Annotated in this window: 20 protein-coding genes; 2 read left to right on the top strand and 18 right to left on the bottom strand. The window is 34.4% G+C overall.

Annotated features, from left to right (window positions below):
* Window positions 1–5: 5 nt before the first annotated feature.
* The 9 genes from NSA47_RS00370 to NSA47_RS00330 all read right to left on the bottom strand — a co-directional run bounded on the left by NSA47_RS00370 (window position 6) and on the right by NSA47_RS00330 (window position 6,303).
* On the bottom strand, window positions 6–680 hold the full coding sequence (locus tag NSA47_RS00370; RefSeq protein ID WP_257528850.1) for a hypothetical protein: 675 nt from the start codon (window positions 678–680) through the stop codon (window positions 6–8).
* A gap of 222 nt (window positions 681–902) precedes the next feature.
* Window positions 903–1,271 (bottom strand): hypothetical protein, encoded by a 369-nt coding sequence (locus NSA47_RS00365; protein WP_257528849.1) that lies wholly within the window; start codon window positions 1,269–1,271, stop codon window positions 903–905.
* A 75-nt stretch (window positions 1,272–1,346) separates the two neighbouring features.
* A complete protein-coding gene (locus NSA47_RS00360; RefSeq protein ID WP_257528848.1) occupies window positions 1,347–1,859 on the bottom strand; it encodes a dihydrofolate reductase family protein in 513 nt (170 codons plus the stop codon).
* A 37-nt stretch (window positions 1,860–1,896) separates the two neighbouring features.
* A complete protein-coding gene (locus tag NSA47_RS00355) occupies window positions 1,897–2,391 on the bottom strand; it encodes a nucleotidyltransferase domain-containing protein (RefSeq protein WP_257528847.1) in 495 nt (164 codons plus the stop codon).
* Between the two features lie 92 nt (window positions 2,392–2,483).
* The gene (locus tag NSA47_RS00350; RefSeq protein ID WP_257528846.1) at window positions 2,484–2,849 is read right to left on the bottom strand and encodes a DUF4180 domain-containing protein; all 366 of its coding nucleotides are present in this window, start codon (window positions 2,847–2,849) and stop codon (window positions 2,484–2,486) included.
* Between the two features lie 178 nt (window positions 2,850–3,027).
* Window positions 3,028–3,936 carry an alpha/beta fold hydrolase gene (locus NSA47_RS00345; RefSeq protein WP_257528845.1) on the bottom strand — a complete coding sequence of 303 codons (909 nt, stop codon included), beginning with the start codon at window positions 3,934–3,936 and terminating at the stop codon, window positions 3,028–3,030.
* Between the two features lie 32 nt (window positions 3,937–3,968).
* Entirely contained in the window at window positions 3,969–4,745 is a 777-nt protein-coding gene (locus NSA47_RS00340; protein WP_257528844.1) for a MerR family transcriptional regulator, read from the bottom strand.
* A 248-nt stretch (window positions 4,746–4,993) separates the two neighbouring features.
* The gene (locus NSA47_RS00335; RefSeq protein WP_257528843.1) at window positions 4,994–6,046 is read right to left on the bottom strand and encodes an alpha/beta fold hydrolase; all 1,053 of its coding nucleotides are present in this window, start codon (window positions 6,044–6,046) and stop codon (window positions 4,994–4,996) included.
* Window positions 6,047–6,066: 20 nt separating this feature from the next.
* Window positions 6,067–6,303: an AbrB/MazE/SpoVT family DNA-binding domain-containing protein gene (locus NSA47_RS00330; RefSeq protein ID WP_257528842.1), complete on the bottom strand. Its 237-nt coding sequence runs from the start codon at window positions 6,301–6,303 to the stop codon at window positions 6,067–6,069.
* A gap of 501 nt (window positions 6,304–6,804) precedes the next feature.
* On the opposite strand from NSA47_RS00330, the gene NSA47_RS00325 reads away from it, so the two are divergent.
* Together NSA47_RS00325 and NSA47_RS00320 are read left to right on the top strand one after the other, a co-directional pair.
* A complete protein-coding gene (locus NSA47_RS00325; protein WP_257528841.1) occupies window positions 6,805–7,740 on the top strand; it encodes a PadR family transcriptional regulator in 936 nt (311 codons plus the stop codon).
* Entirely contained in the window at window positions 7,740–8,600 is an 861-nt protein-coding gene (locus NSA47_RS00320; protein WP_257528840.1) for an alpha/beta fold hydrolase, read from the top strand. The genes NSA47_RS00325 and NSA47_RS00320 overlap by 1 nt, the downstream gene beginning before the upstream one ends.
* A gap of 101 nt (window positions 8,601–8,701) precedes the next feature.
* Here NSA47_RS00320 and NSA47_RS00315 read toward each other — a convergent pair whose 3' ends face one another.
* The 9 genes from NSA47_RS00315 to NSA47_RS00275 all read right to left on the bottom strand — a co-directional run bounded on the left by NSA47_RS00315 (window position 8,702) and on the right by NSA47_RS00275 (window position 19,949).
* The gene (locus tag NSA47_RS00315; protein ID WP_257528839.1) at window positions 8,702–9,406 is read right to left on the bottom strand and encodes an MBL fold metallo-hydrolase; all 705 of its coding nucleotides are present in this window, start codon (window positions 9,404–9,406) and stop codon (window positions 8,702–8,704) included.
* 257 nt (window positions 9,407–9,663) lie between these two features.
* A complete protein-coding gene (gene rlmD / locus NSA47_RS00310; RefSeq protein ID WP_257528838.1) occupies window positions 9,664–11,016 on the bottom strand; it encodes a 23S rRNA (uracil(1939)-C(5))-methyltransferase RlmD in 1,353 nt (450 codons plus the stop codon).
* A 216-nt stretch (window positions 11,017–11,232) separates the two neighbouring features.
* Entirely contained in the window at window positions 11,233–12,285 is a 1,053-nt protein-coding gene (gene ispG / locus NSA47_RS00305) for a flavodoxin-dependent (E)-4-hydroxy-3-methylbut-2-enyl-diphosphate synthase (RefSeq protein ID WP_257528837.1), read from the bottom strand.
* A 162-nt stretch (window positions 12,286–12,447) separates the two neighbouring features.
* The gene (locus NSA47_RS00300; RefSeq protein ID WP_257528836.1) at window positions 12,448–13,290 is read right to left on the bottom strand and encodes a 4-hydroxy-3-methylbut-2-enyl diphosphate reductase; all 843 of its coding nucleotides are present in this window, start codon (window positions 13,288–13,290) and stop codon (window positions 12,448–12,450) included.
* A 352-nt stretch (window positions 13,291–13,642) separates the two neighbouring features.
* Window positions 13,643–14,392, bottom strand: a complete 750-nt coding sequence (locus tag NSA47_RS00295; protein WP_257528835.1) for a SprT-like domain-containing protein — start codon at window positions 14,390–14,392, stop codon at window positions 13,643–13,645.
* A 43-nt stretch (window positions 14,393–14,435) separates the two neighbouring features.
* Window positions 14,436–15,233, bottom strand: coding sequence for an EcsC family protein (locus NSA47_RS00290; RefSeq protein ID WP_257528834.1), 798 nt, complete (start codon window positions 15,231–15,233; stop codon window positions 14,436–14,438).
* Window positions 15,234–15,398: 165 nt separating this feature from the next.
* Window positions 15,399–17,252 (bottom strand): ABC transporter ATP-binding protein, encoded by a 1,854-nt coding sequence (locus NSA47_RS00285; protein WP_373370289.1) that lies wholly within the window; start codon window positions 17,250–17,252, stop codon window positions 15,399–15,401.
* Window positions 17,249–19,495: an ABC transporter ATP-binding protein gene (locus tag NSA47_RS00280; RefSeq protein WP_257528833.1), complete on the bottom strand. Its 2,247-nt coding sequence runs from the start codon at window positions 19,493–19,495 to the stop codon at window positions 17,249–17,251. Before NSA47_RS00280 ends, NSA47_RS00285 begins: the two co-directional genes overlap by 4 nt.
* Window positions 19,496–19,508: 13 nt before the next feature.
* Window positions 19,509–19,949 carry a MarR family winged helix-turn-helix transcriptional regulator gene (locus NSA47_RS00275; RefSeq protein ID WP_257528832.1) on the bottom strand — a complete coding sequence of 147 codons (441 nt, stop codon included), beginning with the start codon at window positions 19,947–19,949 and terminating at the stop codon, window positions 19,509–19,511.
* Between the last annotated feature and the right edge of the window lie 190 nt (window positions 19,950–20,139).

The following is a 20,139-nucleotide window of genomic DNA, read 5'->3' as shown; positions in this document are numbered from 1 at the left end:
CCATTCTATTTTTTAATTGAAAATACATCTGCACCATACTTTGCAATTAATGATGCATTGATTATTATCTTAAATGCAGTATCATCAATAAGTTCTTTATCTGCTATCTCGCTGATTCTTATATATTCTTTTCCTGTAGATATAGTTTTTGCTGTTTGGTATAGGGCATAGCCATCTGTACTGATTTGTCTAAGATGTATCTGTGAAAAATCAAATCCATGAAAGCATATTGCATGCTCCGAGATATTCCATAGTACTTCATCAGCAGTAAGAAGAAATATTACTGCAAGGTAGCTTGATGACCTTTCCCATACTTCAATATCTTGCTTATGGTGTACATGATAAAACCTTTCCTTATGGATATGATTTGGAAATAGTTCGCCAGTAAATTTGCTGCTGAGTAATTTCAATCTATCTTTTAGGGAATAATTTTTTATACTTCCAAAGCAATCTCCTATCAGATCTGTATATTCAATTTCATCTGCCTCTAGTTTTTCTTTGAAACAAAAACAATCATTAGGGTTACCTCTGCTTTTAACCTTTTCTACACAACCATTACAAATCTTAATACCTCCTTCATAATTAAAATGATTATTAATGACTATTCCACTTCTTCTTTGAGTAAAATTAGGTGCCAGCATCATCAGCTGCTCTATCCCTCCCAGTGATGTTCCATACATAAAATATCTTGACATTGTTCTCAGTCCTTTCTTTCTATTAGTTTTTGAAATAAAAAAGAGGCGAAGCCTATCGATCATAAGTTGACCGAAGACTTCGCCTCTTCGAGTTTCTATATTTAGTTTTAGATTTATATAAAATAAAAGCACCAAGATTTTTATGTCTTAGTGCGTTATGCATTATGTTGTTATTCTCATATTTTTATTATGATAAATTAAAATTAATCATAACTCTGTATCGATATTTATTTGGCTCTCAATGAATGTTTTTGAAATAAGCATAGCTTGAATTATGTGTTGAAAACGATTGAATTGTGAACTCCCCTGTTCATATTTACTTTGAGCTTTTGTGGTTTTATTTATGATTGAAACTATAGGAGGTAGTGCCTCCCTCAAATCTTTGCTTGCATAATTTATTGTTTTATCCCCTGACAGAAGAGCCTTTGAAATATAGAGTGCTTTAATTCTGTTTTTTAAGAGCGAATGTTGAGATGTTCCCTCTGAAAACTTAAGTTGCATTTTTTCGCAATTAATAATGGTAGAAGATAGCAAGGATATTGCCTTTTCTAATTCTTCTTTGCTGAATTCCATCATGATCCCTCCTGTTCAAATTGGAATCTGTATGATTCTACTATGCTAAGGGCAAGAATTTTTGAAAAGCTAAGCTAACTATATTTTACTATAAATTAATTCTGCAAATTGCCCGTATTTTTTTACTTCTTTCAAGTAAAATCGCTTCAATACTTCTTTTTGTGAAAACAATGGTATTCCATTCCCCAATAACACTGGGGCAATCTGTATTATTATATTATCAACCATGTCATTATCTAACAGAGGGGCTAATATTGTGTTTCCTCCAATAATCCAAATGTTTTTATCCTTTTCTATTTGTTTTACATATTCAACAACATCACAATTTATAGGAATAAATTCCCTGACTGATAAGCTTTCAGCATGTGTAAAAACATAATTTTTAGTAGTCGGATAAAGACTGTCGATATTCTCTATGTTTTTAATTTCATTAAATGTTCTTTTGCCCATTATAGTAATATCCATGCTTTTATAAAAGCTTTCATAACCAGTTTCTTCTATTGCACCAGTTTGATAAAGCCAGTCCAGGTTATGGTTTTTGTCAGCAAGATAACCATCCATAGTAATACAACCGTAAAAAAATACACTCATTTTTTTAATCCTCCTTTAATAAATTTGAATTTATTGGCTACTTGTATTCACTCGGAACAGGAATATTAAATCTCTCACACAATAGTTTTACATCATGAACATCATTTTCATCATGCTCATAGCCCAAGTGAAATAATACTTGATTTTCAGCATCAATACACCTTACCATTTTATCGCCTATTTTCCCAATGCCACTAAACACTTCTGGATGATATGCTTCTCCTTCAAAAACAATATATCCTTGTTCATTGAATTTAAATATATGAAGATCAATTATCCTTACTTTAGCATCCTTCCAAACCGTGTGAGATTTGGTGGTATATGCTTCTCTAACTTCAGTAAAGCCTTTTTCTTTTAACGTTTCAATAAACTTTTTACTATTACTTTCTTCCACAAATAAATCAATATCGTTGTGTGCTCTTGTTTCTTCTTCTAATAGAGCATCTACCCCCCAACCTCCATCTATCCAAATGTTAATTTCATTTTCTTCAGCATATGTTATTATCTCAATGGCATCAGTTTTGTTTACCATATAATCCCTCCGTTCAAATTCTATTTATCCATTTGATTATAAATAATACTTAGACCACAATATAGAAATATTATTTATTATTGAAAGAACAACTAATCCATACTTAGTTTTTCAATAGCTTGTTTTTCATTTGATAAAAAGAATATATCTTTTCCTTTATTACATTCATAAATAAAATCTTTCAAACTCTTGCTTGTATATATAGAAAAATCTCCTATGATAGCTATTTTCTTTCGATAATTTATAAATTTTTGTAATATCTCTCCTGCTACCTTGGTGCTTAGATCAAAGAACTCTTCACATATTGCTGCTTTATTTATAATCATACGACTACATCCTGTTTCATAATCTACTGTAGCAAAAAAATCCAGTGCTGATTGCACATCTGTTATAAGTATATCTTCACTATTTACAATTGCAATTTCAATATTATTCTCTTTTATAACACTTATTTGCACACTAATCCCCCACATCGATAAATTCTTTATTGCATATAATAATATCAATATCTATTGATTATATAAATCATCTGCTAATCTATCAATCTATTATTAAATCTTTCAACAACTATAATGATAAAATTTTTCAATAATTATTTTTTATTTTCACTTTGTCATGTCAGTTGATTCAAATTTATTACGAGTGATTTTTAACAAATTCTAATATCCTAGCATTTACCTCAGAACTAAATTCACCATTTATTGCATGTGAGGCATTTTCCCAGCTCTCTATTTCGATATTTTTCACATAGTTCTTACCGTTTTCTACTGCCTTCTTGGAATTATGCACTGTGCTTTTTTCACCCATTAAAGCTAGAATTGGTAGCTCTATAGCTTGCAGCTCTTCTATGCTAAAACTCTGAGGATAAGGAAGCTTTACTTTATAATTCCTCATACCCGATTCTATTAATTTAGCCACTGGTACGCTATCATCCGCCTCGGCACCTCCAGAAATAACACTCAACATTTTCTCTCTTATGACCTTAGGTATCACTGGGATAGTAAAAGGAATAGACATTGCAATTAGCTTTAAGGACATAGGGGCAAATACTTGAAATGGTTCCAATAAACTAATGGATGCAATCCTTTCTGGATAAAAGCGTACTAGGTTCATTGCCATCCATCCACCTATAGAAACACCTACTAAATGAACTCTTTGTAAATCCAGTTTTGCTATAACTTCTCTAAGCCATTCTGCCTGATCACGACTGTCAATTATAGGTTGTTGCTGAATGCTCATACCAGGCTCACCTAGAAGGTCAATCGAATAAATCGGCCTTTCTACCATTAAACCTTCTAGATTAGATTCCCACATTGGTGTCGAAGCAGACCTGCCATTCAGAAGCATAATAGGCTCCTCATTCTTATTTTCTACTGTTACAAAGTAATACACCCTCACACTTCCATATTTAGTTTTTATGTCAAATCTTTTCTGTGGGGGTGGCAATATTGCCATTGCCTCATTATAAGCAAGAATAAAATCCTCCCTTCCCTCCTCAGAGATAAATTTCCCTAATTTTGGGGTCTCTCTTTTAATTATGTTCATTTATGACATCTCCTTCTTTACGTCCCATAGTTCTACCAAGGGAGCCCTAAATTGTTTTCTACACAATATAGCCTAACACAATCGCTAATGTATCCATCTGCAGCATCCATCAACCTTCTTGATTCATCCGGCCAAACCTCTCTGCTACCATCCACTTTAATATATATTTGCCTAAGTTCTTCATCCCCACCTGTGGCGTATTCCACCATTTGCAGCCATTGCTTTGCCAGCTCCTGAGCTATCTCCTCATCAGATGATATTTCAGATTCATTATAAATTGCAGCTTTTATAGATAGGCTTTTCCATGTATGATAAAATGCCAAAGCATCCTCTAATCCATTAAAATGTTCTTCAAATTTTCTCATCTCTTCCTCAGAAAAATAAGAGCCTCCCCAGCTAAGAAAATCAGAATCATTTAGCTTGCTAATAAAACTCGCTAAAAAGCTCCATGGAGGTATCTTGCCTAATGCAATTATATCCCTGAAGGCCTCTATCGCTGACAAACTTGTATACCTTGCTTCTATTTGGGTATATAGAGTTGTTTCCTGATAGTCTAATAGCTCATCCATTTTCTTCAGCTCTGTTTCATTTACCAGCCTTTGCTGTATCTCCTTAAGGGTGAAACCTAGACTTTTATAGAAAATTATCTGCTCCAGCTTCATGATATCCCCTTCTGTATAATATCTTCTACCGTTTTCATCTCTCTCTGATGCGGGAAGAAGACCTATATTATCATAATGCTGTAGAGTTCTTACTGTAATCCCTGTCGCATTTACCAGATCCCCTATGGAATATTCCTTAATGTTCATCACCTCAAATAAAATTGTAAACCATTACGTTACGTAATATGCAAGAGAAAAAATCGAACAAATCAAATAATATTTTAATCTCCTTTAGATATCGTTCTTAGATAGGTTATATAATAATAGAGAATAATAATATGTTGTTAATGCCTAGTATCCCCTTGTTAATTACTATGGATTCGAATTTTATTTACAAACTCCTTGTTGATTAAATAGTTAAAGAAAATATATTATTTATTTGAAGGTTAGGACATCTATTGTAACTCATTTAAAAAATCAATCACAATCTTAATAAACTTTTTAGATTTGTCGTAATGTATATCGTGGCCTGGAGAATCCACATCAATTCTTTGTCCGTTTTCCAGCAAACGAACTACCCGATTTGCATCTTCATCCGATAATGCCGCTACTAATAAATCTCCATCATAAGTTGTATTTGCTTTAATAAACACTGTTGGGCTTTTAATTTTTGATAGAACTTCTAATTGGTCATAATCCTTAAACCATGAATTATCATAAAATGCCTCACCAAATCTCTGATCAAATGGATAAGTCATAGTTTCAAACATTCTATTCATAACTGGAGGTAAATACTTTAAATGCACAGATTCATCAGGATGTTTTTTATGATATGCTACTGCATCACTTGAAATCTTGTTCCATATAGACTCTCCAAACATTCTCTTCCAATAGCTTCTTTCCAAATTATATTTTAAGTAATCTTCCTCTTCATCTTGATTCTTAAAATCTTCATATAATTGAAAGCCGTATACCCATACATAAGTATTTTCTCTTCTACCTGGCTCAGTTGAAAAAAATGGTGAATCCTCTATAATAGTGCCAAGTATATGGTCTGGAAAATAGGCAGCCATCCAAGCTGCAATCATACCACCAGACGAATGCCCGCTAACAACTGTTTTTTTTCCTATTTTGGTATCTATAAATTCTATAAAATCTTCGGCCATAGCTTTTGCTGTATATTTCCCTGGTTCCATAGATGACTTTCCATGCCCATGACAATCGATGGCAAATACGTGATAATGCTCGGATAGCTCAGGTAATACCTTCGCATAATCCTCCCAAGTCATACTCTGACCATGAATTAATAATAGTGGTGTCTTCCCATTGCTTGCCCCTTCCCCATAATTTAATACGGTACCATCTTTTAGCTTTAGCTGTTTCTCTACAAATCCAGCCTTATAAATTTTTTTAAGAGATTTTTTAATATAAGTTACATTCGTATAAAAAAAAGATCCAACTAAAAATACGATCAATACTAGAATTATTATTAATATAACCTCTATCATCCTCATAGTATCCTCCCTGATTATTTATTCAATTTACCAAATGCTTCGTCTGAGAACTTCTGAAACAACTCGTATCCTTGAATTGCTACCCCTCTTTCAATATCAGCAAGCATAATTAAAGTGTCGCCTGTCTTAATATTAAACAAATCTCGTACCTCCTTGGGAATTACAATCTGTCCCTTCGATCCCACTTTAACTGAACCTATATATTTTCCTTCTATCTTTTCATTAGGCAATTTTATATTATTATCCATCATACCTTTCCCCTTTCATAAGTAATTTTTAGTAATACAAGTAATACAAATCATACACCCAATACCGATGATATCATTAAACATATATTGTGTCAATTATAAGAAACCATCCCAGCACATAATTTAGTAAAATATAATAAAAAAATGCATCTCCAAATGTAGATTATTTTTTCTAACATTTAGGATGCACTTTGTTCACTCTCATATCCTTAATTACAACTTATTTTCATTGATAGCATGAATTATATGTCGAAAGTGATTGAATTGTTAACTTCCTTTTTCATATTTACTTTGTGTTTTTATGGTTTTATTTATGATTATGAAAGTAGTTTCAGAAACTTCTCTCATAAGGGCTACTGCATTTCAATCGGCTTGCCGAATAATGCATTGTTACCCAAGTAACTACTAACATTCAACCTTCGACAAACTGTGTATATAATTTTGTTGACAGGAATAATAACATATGTTACTATTAACCTATGTTATTTATAAAGGAGTGCGGTTATGTCAATCAAATTAGCAATATTAGGCATACTGAGTTGGAAGTCCTCAACAGGATATGAACTAAAAAAGATTTTTGAGGATTCATCTTTCATGTATTGGTCTGGTAATAATAATCAAATTTACAAAGCTCTAATGAATATGGAAAATGAAGATCTTGTTGCCAGTGAAGTGGTTCATCAGGATAACTCTCCTTCAAAAAAAGTATATACTATAACAGAAGAAGGACTTAAAGAACTTAAAAATTGGCTTGTATCATCACCAGAAGCCCCTGAGATAAAAAAAATATTTTTGGTACAGTTTGCATGGTCAGATATGTTAAATAATCAAGAATTAAGTGATGTACTCTTAAAATATGAAAATGAAATCAAACTACAATTAATTATGCAGAAAGAGAAGTACAAACGTGCACTGAATTCACCTAATAGAAGCACTAGGGAAAGCTTAATATGGGAGATGATTTCAGAGAACATTATTTCAACCTATAGTGCTGAACTTAAATGGATCCGCGAAACCCGTCAGAAGTTGTTTAAAAATGAAGTTATGGAGGAAAAAGACAAAATGAATTATCAAATTAGAAAAATAGAGAATAAAAAATATATTGAACTAATCTCTACTACTAAACCATTAAGTGCAGAGAGCGATGCCCTTGATTTGATAGCTTTGTGCTGGGAACATGAGGCAGATGCACTTATGATAAACTACGCTAACTTATCCGAAGACTTCTTTAAACTTAAAACCAAGGTAGCCGGTGATATTATCCAGAAATTTATAAACTATAGTATAAAAGTTGCCATTATTGTTCCTCAGAAGACAATTCAGAAAGGCCGATTTAAAGAAATGGCCCTAGAAACAAACAAAGGTAATCATTTTAGATTGTATGAAAATGAACAAGAAGCTGAAAAATGGCTTCTAAGTAAGAAAGAAGGTGAAATATAATGGAGAATATATATAAGTCAGAAGTAGGCAAGCAAGAAGTTATGGAGCAATACCGAAAAATACTTGCTAGTTGGCCAGTGGAAAACCACCAATATAAAGTTAATACAAGTTTTGGACCGACTTTTATCATAGAGTCTGGTTCAAAGGAGAATCCCCCTCTGATCCTCCTGCATGGAAGCGTATCGAATTCTTACACTTGGTACGGCGATGTAGCTTCTCTTTCTAAAACCCACAATGTCTATGCAATCGACATTATTGGAGAGGCAGGCTTATCAGCGACAAGCCGACCAGGCTATGAAGATGGCGCATACGCTCTATGGTTGAATGAAACAATAAATGCACTTAAATTAAGCTCTTGTTCAATTGTAGCTATGTCATTAGGTGGCTGGATGACTTTGAGTTTCGCTACCACCTATCCAGATAAGGTTGACAATTTAATTTTGCTTTGTCCAGGAGGTCTTGCACATGAAAAAGCCAGTTTCCTATGGAAAGCTATCTTTTTCTCACTTCTTGGAAAATGGGGTCAGCTACAAACACTGAAATTAGTGGGTGGTGGTAATATTTCTTCGTCATCATCATCCGGATTAGAAGAAGATCTTGCATTATCATCACTTACATTCAAATATTTCAAACCGCGAACGGCAAAAATGCCCCTTTTTACTGATCAGTCACTTAGTAAATTAACTATGCCTATTTTAATGCTTTTTGGCGATTCTGATCAATTAATACCAGCTAATAAGAGTATTAAGCGACTTAAAAAATTTGCACGACAACCTAAGATCGAGCTACTGCCTGATACGGGTCATCTAATTGTCAACCAAGCAGATAGGATACTAAAATTCTTGAAAAATAATAAGTAGTACACTCGCCGATTAAGGTCCTTTTATTCCTTAGCCGGCGAGTATTTTTATTTATACATGAACCAAGGGAGCCACTGGGACGTTTTGTATCTAAAATTACATTACCTAGTTGTGGTTCTAATTAATTTTCCTCCATGATAGCAATAATAATTATCTACATTCATAGACATAATCTTCTCTAATGAATTTTCAGCTGTACTTAAGTCAAGTGTAAATTGCGGATTTGCAATTACTAATTCACCATTTTCTATAACTGCCGCATCACCTGTTACAATGGAATTAGTCTCTGTTAAAAATAATGAAATATGACCCGGCGTATGACCAGGAGTAGATATAACCTGACACCCTCCTGCCCAATCAAAATTATCTCCATCTTTAACTGTTATATCTACATTGACAGATTTAACTTTTCTTAAGGTTTCACAGAAATCAATTCCAAATTGTTTCTGTTCTTCTGGCATGACCTTTAGTATTTCCTCTGCTTGCAACAGTCTAAGTGATTTCCTTTTACCAGAAATATACTCACTCTCTATTTCACTTGAAACCACCTTAATATGTGGATATTTTTCTTTAATTTCATATAAAGCTCCCATATGGTCATCGTCATGATGTGTAATCAGTACTTTTGTCAATGAATCTGGGTCTATTCCTTTTAATTTCATTTCATCTTCTAATAAAGTTAAAAGGGCTGGGTAACCGCAATCAACTAAAACAACATCATTTTTATCTATTAATATAATGGGATTTATAGTTTTCGTTTCATCTCCATACTCAAAGCTAATATCTAGCATTACTATTTTGTTCATTTAATTTCATCTTCTTTCTATAAAAACAAGTTTAATTTTATCTCATTATTATTTGATTTTTACCTTAAACTCTAAATAAGTATTAAAAATATTATCTAGTTTCCTACCCCTCTTTTTACTACTTTTACTTTGTCATCACCCAAATTGCCCTATGTCATCTATAAAACACCCCAAAAATAGGGGTCAAAAAACGGTGTTTTTTCGCTCATTTCACGCTCTGAAATCGTCACCAAACCACTATATGTTGTGGTCAAATCCTATTGTTTTGCCTCCGAACCACAATATGTCATCAGAATTATACTCTCAACGTGCACGGTCTGAGGAAACATGTCCACAGGCTGTATTTCTCTTACTTTATAACCCTGCTTGGTCAAATACCTCAAATCCCGTTCTTGTGTAGTAGGGTTACAGGAGATATAGACGATTTGTTTGGGGGATAGACGAACCAATGAGGATAAAAACTTTTGGTCGCTACCACCTCGAGGAGGATCCATAAAGACAGTGTGGATAGTTTGTTTTTGTTTGGCCAGGCCTACCATAAATTCCCCAGCATCCTCTTGATGGAAATAAGCATTGGTGATTTTATTTCTTTTGGCGTTTTTGATGGCATCCTTTACCGCCTCTTTATTTACTTCCACTCCGATGACTTCTTTTACTTTATCGCTTACAATGAGAGAGATGGTCCCAATACCACAATAAGCATCTAAAACCACTTCATTGCCCTTTAGTTTTGCCATTTCTATGGCTTTTCCATATAAAACCTCAGTCTGGATAGGGTTAATCTGGTAGAAAGACTTGGCAGAGATTTGAAATACACGTTCACATAGGATATCCTCTATGTAGCCTTTGCCGTATAAAACCTGTTCTTTATCTCCCAACACTACGCTGGTCTGGCGGTTATTGATATTCATCACAATGGTGGTAATCTCTGGATGAACTTTAAGGAGTTCTTTTATAAAATTCTTTTTTCCAGGGAATATTTGATTGGAAACAACGAGTACAACCATGACTTCTTTAGTAGCAAATCCTGTTCTTATTAGTATATGTCGCAAAAATCCTTGTCTCGCATCTTCATTATAGGGTTGCATTTTATAGGTTTTCGCTATTTTACGTATAGTTGAAATAATTTTATCTGCCTGTTTATTATGAATCATGCACTGTGTAACAGGAATTACCCGATGGGTATTTTCCTCATAAATCCCTGAAATGATTTCCCTCTTTTGATTATAAGCTACTGTAGAAATGACCTTATTCCGATAATGATAGGGATCATCCATGGTCAATATTTTACTTACCTTGCCATAGGGTTTCAGTAATCTTTCTACCATCTTTTGCTTAAATTCTGCTTGACCTTCATTGGATAAATGCTGTAATTGACAGCCTTCCCATTGACCCTCTAAGCTTTGGTCAGGCACAACTCTATATTTTGATTTTTCTAGAATTTGAACGACTTTAACCTCTTTAAAGTTCTTCCTTTGGATTATTTCTACTACTGCCGTTTCCCCCTCTATTAGATTGGGAACGTGAATTCTCTGTCCTCTAACTTTTACAATACCCTTTCCTCTTTCATCCATGCCAATACATTTTACCTTTACTTGTTCCTTTTTCATATCTTCACCTTTTCCATGTCAAACCTTTATTTTTCAAAGATATTAACTTTATTATTTATTCTTTAGTATACCTAAAAATTACGGTTTTACCTAATAAGAATGCGGTTGTCCCTGCTTTAGTGAAATAGAAAAATTTAGTCCCTTGCTAACAAAACCAACTTTCCCACTTCACAAAAAAACTACCCTAGAAAAGGATAGTTTTTTGTGTAACTATGTTTATATTTTTTCGATTTCCCTTATTAATTCTTCGACTAGATCCTCTTCTTTAACTTTTTTAATAATTTCCCCTTTTTTAAAGATCAAACCTTGGCCATTCCCTCCTGCTATGCCGATGTCTGCTCTTCTAGCTTCTCCGGGTCCATTGACCGCGCAACCCATAACCGCTACTTTGATATGCTTATTCACTTTTCCAAGTCTTTCTTCCACTTCCTGGGCTATTTTAATCAAATCTATTTGCGTCCTTCCACAGGTAGGACAGGAAATAAATTCTATGCCTTCTTCTAAGTAGCCTAAGGATTTTAAGATATCCTTACCTACTTTTATTTCTTCAATAGGATCTCCTGTCAAAGATACTCTAATGGTATCTCCTATTCCCTCTGCTAAAAGGGTTCCTATACCTACACTTGATTTTATGGTTCCCATTCTTAAAGTGCCCGATTCAGTGACTCCCACATGTAGTGGATAATCCACTTTCTGGGATAATAGTCGATAACATTCTATCATTTCCGAAACATCAGAGGACTTAGCAGAAATAGCGATATCAAAGAAGTTTAATTCCTCTAGTATTTCCACATGCCTTAGGGCACTATCTACCAAGGCCTCTGGACATACCTCTCCATATTTTTCAAGAATATCTTTTTGTAAAGAACCGGAATTGACTCCTATCCGAATAGGTATTCCCTTACTCTTAGCAGCTTCCACCACAGCTTTCACCCGATCTTCGCTTCCAATATTGCCGGGATTTATTCTTAGGGCTGCCACGCCGTTCTCTATAGCCTTTAGAGCTAGTCTATAATCAAAGTGTATATCCGCTACCAAGGGGATATGAATTTCTTTTATTATCTTTTTCAAAGCTTCACTGGCTTCCATATCCGGTACAGCACAGCGAATGATCTCACAACCCACTTCTTCTAATTGTACTATTTGTTTGACTGTGGAAACTACATCCCTTGTATCTGTATTGGTCATGGATTGTACTTTAATAGAGGAGTCTCCACCTACATAGATATCTCCTACTCTAATTTTTCTTGTATGCACTCTATTGATCATATATCTTATCCTTTCATACAATTTCTAAGAATGATCTGTTGTACTTGTTACATTACGACTTACTTATATTCAAAACTAAGAGTTTGTATAAAGCTAATGCTCTATTTCACTAGCACAACAAATGAACTTATAGTTTTTCTACCTTCTATCCTCTACCTAATTTCATTTTATTTTTTCAATCACATCTTGAATAATCCAATCTGGAGTAGAAGCTCCAGCAGTAATGCCTATGGTCTTCACATCTTCCTTGTCAAAGGCTTCTGTTGGAAGTTCAAGGCTATTTTCTATAAAAATAGTATTTTCACAGTTGGTACGACAAATATCAAATAGTTTTTTACTATTAGAGCTGTGTTTCCCTCCGATGACAATCATTAAATCAACCTGTTTGGAAACTTCATCTGCACTTTCCTGTCTTTCCTTAGTCGCACTGCATATGGTATTAAATGTGAGTACCTCCTCACATTTTTTTGAAACAATATCTACGACTTTCTCAAAATTAAATAATCTTTCGGTGGTTTGAGCAACTACACATACCTTGGCCGGAAGATCGGATAAGTTACTGCCATCCTTTGTGATAATCGCAGAATTATTACACCAACCATTAATGCCCACTACCTCTGGATGATTTTCATCTCCCACGATAATAATTTGATATCCTAAATCATGATATTTTTCAGCTATTTTTTGAATTTTAGTGACAAAGGGGCAGGTAGCATTTACCATTTTCGAACCACTTTTCTCTATATTACCAATGACATTGAGTGTCACTCCATGGGATCGAATGATAATCGTATCCTTAGGCTCTAATGTTTCTAGGTCATCCTCATCTATTTGATCGATCCCTTTTTCCTTTAGCCGATGAATCACATCGTTATTATGAATCAGAGGACCTAAGGTATAAAGCTTTGCATCTGCTGACTTTTTTTGATCAACGGTAATATCTACTGCTCTTTTTACACCAAAACAAAATCCAGATTTATCTGCAAGTATTATTTTTTTATTCATCATATCCTCCTACACAATTCATTAGTTGATTTCATATCCTACTTCTTTGCTCTACTTTTGAAGAATATCACAAACTTCCCCTCAAGGCAACTACCTCAAATCTAGGTCATCCCCTATCATATCCTCAATAAACTCCTCTTGATAACCTGCCTTGCCTATTTTAAGAATTTCTACTGTTGGAGGGCAATAGTTTCCAAATCCTTTAGCTCTATGAATAAGATAGAGATAATCTTTCTCCGACTATTAATCACATTTTCATAGTTTTCATAGTATAAGTATATCAAAGATAATAGGGGCTACAAACCAATTTGGTTAATGGATTGAATTTGCTCTTGCATACAATCAATCTACTCTATCCCTTGATTTCACATTTCTTTATCTTACCTACAGGCACATAATATTTGTTGTATTTATTCCCTTCTTTATCTGCATATTGTCCCTTTTTATCTGGCACCATAACAGTAGCCCGCTTGTTAATGGCATAAATCATTCCCTCTAAGATCTTCTCTTCAAAATCAAAGGTTATTTTATCCCCAATATGTAGATTAAACTTTTCCTTTGCTATTTCTCTGTTGGAGGGAAGTTCGTGGTAACTACTGGTGTGTCCAAAAAGATTTCTTGCTATGGTTTTAAATTGATTTCCTTTGCAGCTAGATTGGTGGAAATAGATAAACTCTATGACATGGCAAATCTCATGCTCTAATACCAATTGCAGAGCTTCAAGGGCATGATGACTTTGAATCTCACATACTTTTTTATCCCTTTCTAAAAGATGGTATTGAAAAAAGAAGTTGACTCCTATGCGAATTTCAATGATAACTTCCTCTGGTTTTCTTTCACCTATATTTTTAGGGCATAGGGTAAGGCCTGCACTTCTAGTCATACGCTTGGAAAGGGAAAATTTAAAATTCCCTGGGAAATTATTTTCTAGATGCTTATTTAAAAATACTTTGTCATAGAGTTCAAAGAGTATTTTTATATCCTCTGGAGATATTTCTTTTATCCTCTTACTTTTGATATTCGGAGATAATTTCATAAATTCTTGGGTAATATAGGCCCTTTTTTTGATAATGTTTTTATTGTCATATTGATATTGAATCATTTTCTTGCCCTTTCCTCTTGGATAAAATAATACTATTCTATATCTATTTATTTTCAGTCTTTTTCATTAGGTATCGTTTCTTATATTTTACACTGGCATATCTTCCTATTTTTCTTATCATATGATAATTAACTATTCCTCCCACAGCTCCAACCACTGGAATCCCTTGAATAAATTTTGCGGTTAGCATTGCCTCTGATAAAACTTGGGCTGTCTCCTTTATTCGTTCCTCTAGATTTATATCTCCTTGAACTTGCTGGTCAATCTGATTCCCTAATTCATCTAATTGTTCATTGAATATTTGTTGCCTACTTCCTTGGGTCATTGCTCCGGAGATGACAAGGAGAATATATGCCTTCTCCTCCTCTTTTTTATAATCATAGCCATAATTTAGTGCGATTTCATAAACGGTCCTCATAATCACTGCAATAAAGAGAGGAATGTCGGGCAATCCAATGCCCAGTACACCTAAAACTCCTCCTTCTAAAACTGAAAAAGAGGAATTAACAAGTTTTGAATGATTGACTTGTTTATCTAATCTTTTGATATATTTTTTCCCCATTTTCTTGTCTACTGCATAATTATTTAAATCATGTTCCAACTGGATTTTATCCTTATCATAGGTTTTTTCAATATAGGTATTTCCCTTTTCAAAGACCAATTGAAATCCCTTAAAAAAAGCATTTTCTAAGGTGCTTTTCAATTTCGCTGGTATTTTCTCTTGAATTTTATTCATCATAGGAGCTATCTTAGATTTTAACAATGCATTCTCTTTCTTATTTAGGAATTTTTCTTCCCGTTTTTTCAACTTCTTTAGTTCTTTACTCAATTGTCTATCCATTTCACCGCTCCTTTCTATTAAATATCTATATTATATAATAGTTGAAAAAAATAACTATCCTCTTTCTTAAAATATTTTTTAAAAAAGCTAAGAAAACGGATGGCCACTTTCCTAGATGATAAAAAAAGAGAGACATGGATTTATCTCCATCTCTCTCTGCTCTCTTTAAGCGGCAAACTGACTTCTATAAAGTTCTGCATAGAATCCATTTTTTTCTAAAAGTTCCTCATGGTTACCCTGTTCTACGATGTCTCCATCCTTCATGACAAGGATTAAGTCTGCATCCCTTATGGTGGAAAGTCTGTGGGCAATAATAAAGGATGTTCTTCCTTTCATGAGATTCTCCATTGCTCTTTGGATTAAAATTTCCGTTCTAGTATCTACCGAAGAAGTTGCCTCATCTAGAATCAGAATCTTAGGGTCAGAAAGAATTGCTCTAGCAATGGTAAGAAGCTGTTTTTGTCCTTGGGAAATATTATTGGCTTCTTCATTGATGATCATATCATATCCTTCCGGTAGGGTTTGTATAAACCGATGGGCATGGGCAGATTTTGCAGCTTTTATCACTTCTTCATCTGTGGCATCCAGTCTTCCATATCGGATATTCTCCATGATGCTTCCAGAAAAAAGCCATGTATCTTGAAGAACCATACCGAAATCATCTCTTAAATCTTCCCGGGTAAAGTCTTTGATATCGTGATCATCTACAAGGATTCTCCCCTTATTGATATCATAAAATCTCATGAGGAGTTTTACAATAGTGGTCTTTCCTGCTCCTGTAGGTCCTACTATAGCTACTTTTTGTCCTGGCTCAATATCCGCTGAGAAATTGTTGATGATGGTCTTGTCTTCATTGTATCCAAATTTAATATTTTCAAAGCTTACTCTTCCTTTGACTTTCTCTAGTTGAACAGGTTCTTCTGTTTCCTTAATTTCTTCCTCTTCTCCTAAAAATTCAAATACTCTTTCTGATGCTGCAACCGTAGACTGTAAGACATTACTAATCTGAGCTACCTGGGCGATAGGCTGAGTAAAGCTTCTTATATATTGGATAAAGGAAAGAATATCTCCTACTTCTATAACTTTTCTTACTGCATACCAACCACCTAAAATGGATACTGCTACATATCCTATATTGCCCACAAAGTTCATAATGGGCATCATCATACCGGAAAGAAATTGGGATTTCCAAGCAGAATGATATAGTTCTCCATTAATGTCTCTAAATTTTGAAATTGCTTCTTCCTCCGCATTAAAGGCTTTCATAATTTGATGCCCGCCATAAACTTCCTCTATATGACCATTTACCCGTCCCAGGGATTCTTGCTGGGCCTTAAAGTATTTTTGAGATCTCTTGATAATGGTCATGACTAAAATCATGGAAATGGGCAATATTAAAATGGCCGCAATGGTCATCTGCCAACTTATGGATATCATCATAATGAGAACACCCACAAGGGTTGTGGCAGAAGTAATAATCTGACTCATACTTTGATTTAGAGTTTGGCTTACAGTATCCACATCATTGGTGACTCTGGATAATACATCCCCATGGGATACAGAATCAAAATATTTGAGGGGAAGTTTATTGACCTTTTCTGCGATTTCTCTTCTTAAATTATAGGATATTTTCTGGGAAACCCCAGTAACGATAAATCCTTGTATATAAGAAAACAATGCAGATATGGCATATAGCCCCAGTAAAAGAAGAAGAATGTTGGATATATATTGAAAGTCAATTCCTCCATTAGCCACTCCCGCTACTTTCGATACTAAACCTTCAAATATTCTTGTTGTCGCCTTTCCTAATATTTTAGGGCCTATAATAGAAAACACGGTACTTCCTGCAGCAAATATCATAACGATAATCAGTTTTATTCTATAGGGTTTTAAATATTGAAGGAGTTTTGCGAAGGTTCCTTTGAAATCCTTAGGCTTTTCAAATTTTCCTCCCATACCTCCCATAGGGCCTCGCCCCATCCTTGCAGGTCTATTATTTCTTGTATTATTTTCACTCATCGTGCTAGTTCCTCCTCTGATAGTTGTGATAGAGCAATTTGCTTGTAAACATCACAATTCTTTAGAAGTTCTCTATGGGTTCCCATGCCTACTATTCTTCCTTCGTCTAATACCACAATGTTTTCAGCATTCATAATGGTACTAATTCGCTGGGCGACAATGAGCACAGTTCTATCTTTTATTTCCTCTCCCATGGCCTTTCGTAGTGCAGCATCAGTTTTAAAGTCTAGGGCGGAGAAACTATCATCAAAGATAAATACTTCAGGTTTTTTAGCCAATGCCCTTGCAATAGAAAGTCTTTGTCTCTGCCCTCCTGAGACATTAGTTCCTCCTTGGGCGATTTCAGACAAAATTCCCTCTTCCTTTTGCTCTATAAATTCCTTTGCTTGGGCGATTTCTATAGCCTTTTGCATATCTTCATCACTGACATCAGCATTTTTCCCATATCTAATATTGCTTTCTATATTTCCTGTAAACAAAATACCTTTTTGAGGAACATAACCAATTCTTTCTCTTAAATCATGCAGTCTTAATTCTCTTATATCTGTACCATCTAAAAGAATTTCCCCTTCGGTTATATCGTAAAATCGTGGAATGAGATTAACAAGCGTTGATTTACCACTTCCCGTACTTCCGATAAAGGCAGTGGTTTCCCCTGGTTTTGCGGTAAAGGATATATTCTCTAAAACACATTCCTCTGCCCCTGGATATTTGAAGCTGACATTTTTAAACTCCAATACTCCTTTTCCACTCTTTTTTAATTCCTTAGGCTCTGTAGGGTCTTCAATAGTAAGATCTTTATCCAATACTTCTGAAATCCTTTGGGCGGATACGGATGCCCTTGGCAGCATAATGGAGATCATGGAGATCATCAAAAAGGACATAATAATTTGCATTGCGTATTGCATAAAGGCCATCATATCCCCTACCTGTATAGCTCCATCGTTGATTTGATGGGCGCCTATCCATACAATAAGCAAAGTAATGCCATTCATAATGAGCATCATTGTAGGCATCATGGTGGTCATGATTCTAGATACAAAAAGATTGGTTTTTGTTAAATCTTTATTGGCATTATCAAACTTCTTTTCCTCAAACTTCTGGGTATTAAAGGCTCGGATGACCAACATTCCAGCAAGAGACTCTCTCATGACTCGGTTGACCTTATCGACAAGCTTCTGTAGTTTCTTGAATTTTGGCATGGCTACACTAAAAAGAAGAATGACTAAAGTAAGAATAGCCATAACCCCAACGGCTACAATCCATGCCATGGAAGTGTTTGTCCTTAAGGCTCTGATCACTCCACCCGCACCTAAAATAGGGGCATAAAACACCATTCTCAGTAGCATGACCGTAAACATCTGTATCTGTTGAATATCATTTGTACTTCGCGTAATCAAAGAAGCTGTGGAGAAATCATTAAACTCTCCGTTGGAAAAGGCCGTTACTTTTTTAAATATTTTATCCCTTAGGTTTCTACCAAGTCCTGAAGAAACCCGAGCAGATAAGAAACCAACCGATATAGAGGCCATCATGCCTCCAAGGGAAATCAGTAACATCAATCCACCTATCCACAAGATATAATTTGATTGGGTCTTTCGGATATTGACACCAATATCTTCATATTGAGATTTTATATATTGAATGGCCCCTTGATCAATTATGCTATCAGGTAAAGCATTAATCTGTTCATCCATTTGGGCTTTTACTGCATCCATTTGTTCTGGGGGTAAATTTTTCATTACCATAAAAGGATCGGTTCCCGCAGGTAGGTCAGCAAAGGGATTTTTCTCAGTATTTTCTGAAGTCATCCCCTGGGGGATATCTCCTTCTATACCTGCTACCATAAGAATAGCCTTACCTAAAAAACCATTCATCCTTTCAATCTCTTCTTTAGAATCGGTATCTAAAATATAAAGCTTTTCTTTTTCTAAAGAGGGATATTTTTTATGAAAACTTTCATATTCCTTCTGGGATAAAGTTTCCTTATCTATTAATCTATAGTTATCTTCTACTATCTTTCTTTCATCTTGGTTCAAAAAGAATGCTATCTTTTCCATGGTATCGGTTTTCATAACTGCTGGCACTGCATTTTCTATCCCATTTTGTTGTATCCCCACATTGATAATATTGGACATATAGTCAGGTAGGGCAAGCTCACTACTTGCTTGAAGGAAAAGTAATACTATGATAATCCCTATGAATACAACAAAGGGTTTAAATTCCTTAAATATCCTTAACATGTTGACTCCTCCATTACATTAGTTGTTTACTGTTTGCTCTCATTAAATTATCCAGCATTTGCATAAGTAGCCTTCTTAAAATAACCTTTTCTTCTACTGTAAAATTACCAAAGCATTCTTCCTCAATATGCTCCATGGCTTTCATAGATCTTTTACAAATTTCCTTCCCTTTATCGGTAAGATATACTCTGGATATCCTTTGATCTTTAGCATCTTGCTTGCGTTCTACTAAATTTGCTTTTTCCATTCTCTTGACCATCACGGTTATGGTGGCGGGAGCTATTTTCAGCTTATCTGCCAAATCTTTTTGACTCTGTCCATTCTCTTTATTTAAAATAAATAATAGAGGAGGTTGCCCTGGATATATCCCTATTTCATCTAAAAGTACGTGGGTACGGCAATGATGTAGTTTTAATATTTCTAGAAATATATAATATAAAGAGTCTCTATCCATATCTTTTTTCCTCCTCTCATTTAATTAGCTAGCTAATATTAATTTTTAATTTAAGATTTTTATATTATACTACAATCACTAAGCCAATTCAATATTAATTTAGATATTTTTTAATTAGGTGGCTAATTTTATTTTCCTTCTATAAAATTTTATATAATTAAAGGAATTAAGAAAATACAAAGTTTGTTTT

This window comes from Irregularibacter muris (genome assembly GCF_024622505.1).
GTDB lineage: Bacteria > Bacillota > Clostridia > Eubacteriales > Garciellaceae > Irregularibacter > Irregularibacter muris.
Note: the sequence above shows the minus strand (reverse complement) of the source record. Positions and strands in the feature narration are given on the sequence as shown.

Excerpts from the sequence above, each read along its gene's own strand:
- NSA47_RS00370 (WP_257528850.1), bottom strand. The coding sequence starts at position 680 with ATGTATGGAACATCACTGGGAGGGATAGAGCAGCTGATGATGCTGGCA.
- NSA47_RS00365 (WP_257528849.1), bottom strand. The coding sequence starts at position 1,271 with ATGATGGAATTCAGCAAAGAAGAATTAGAAAAGGCAATATCCTTGCTA.
- NSA47_RS00360 (WP_257528848.1), bottom strand. The coding sequence starts at position 1,859 with ATGAGTGTATTTTTTTACGGTTGTATTACTATGGATGGTTATCTTGCT.
- NSA47_RS00355 (WP_257528847.1), bottom strand. The coding sequence starts at position 2,391 with ATGGTAAACAAAACTGATGCCATTGAGATAATAACATATGCTGAAGAA.
- NSA47_RS00345 (WP_257528845.1), bottom strand. The coding sequence starts at position 3,936 with ATGAACATAATTAAAAGAGAGACCCCAAAATTAGGGAAATTTATCTCT.
- NSA47_RS00340 (WP_257528844.1), bottom strand. The coding sequence starts at position 4,745 with ATGAACATTAAGGAATATTCCATAGGGGATCTGGTAAATGCGACAGGG.
- NSA47_RS00335 (WP_257528843.1), bottom strand. The coding sequence starts at position 6,046 with ATGATAGAGGTTATATTAATAATAATTCTAGTATTGATCGTATTTTTA.
- NSA47_RS00330 (WP_257528842.1), bottom strand. The coding sequence starts at position 6,303 with ATGATGGATAATAATATAAAATTGCCTAATGAAAAGATAGAAGGAAAA.
- NSA47_RS00325 (WP_257528841.1), top strand. The coding sequence starts at position 6,805 with ATGTCAATCAAATTAGCAATATTAGGCATACTGAGTTGGAAGTCCTCA.
- NSA47_RS00320 (WP_257528840.1), top strand. The coding sequence starts at position 7,740 with ATGGAGAATATATATAAGTCAGAAGTAGGCAAGCAAGAAGTTATGGAG.
- NSA47_RS00315 (WP_257528839.1), bottom strand. The coding sequence starts at position 9,406 with ATGAACAAAATAGTAATGCTAGATATTAGCTTTGAGTATGGAGATGAA.
- rlmD (WP_257528838.1), bottom strand. The coding sequence starts at position 11,016 with ATGAAAAAGGAACAAGTAAAGGTAAAATGTATTGGCATGGATGAAAGA.
- ispG (WP_257528837.1), bottom strand. The coding sequence starts at position 12,285 with ATGATCAATAGAGTGCATACAAGAAAAATTAGAGTAGGAGATATCTAT.
- NSA47_RS00300 (WP_257528836.1), bottom strand. The coding sequence starts at position 13,290 with ATGAATAAAAAAATAATACTTGCAGATAAATCTGGATTTTGTTTTGGT.
- NSA47_RS00295 (WP_257528835.1), bottom strand. The coding sequence starts at position 14,392 with ATGATTCAATATCAATATGACAATAAAAACATTATCAAAAAAAGGGCC.
- NSA47_RS00290 (WP_257528834.1), bottom strand. The coding sequence starts at position 15,233 with ATGGATAGACAATTGAGTAAAGAACTAAAGAAGTTGAAAAAACGGGAA.
- NSA47_RS00285 (WP_373370289.1), bottom strand. The coding sequence starts at position 17,252 with ATGAGTGAAAATAATACAAGAAATAATAGACCTGCAAGGATGGGGCGA.
- NSA47_RS00280 (WP_257528833.1), bottom strand. The coding sequence starts at position 19,495 with ATGTTAAGGATATTTAAGGAATTTAAACCCTTTGTTGTATTCATAGGG.
- NSA47_RS00275 (WP_257528832.1), bottom strand. The coding sequence starts at position 19,949 with ATGGATAGAGACTCTTTATATTATATATTTCTAGAAATATTAAAACTA.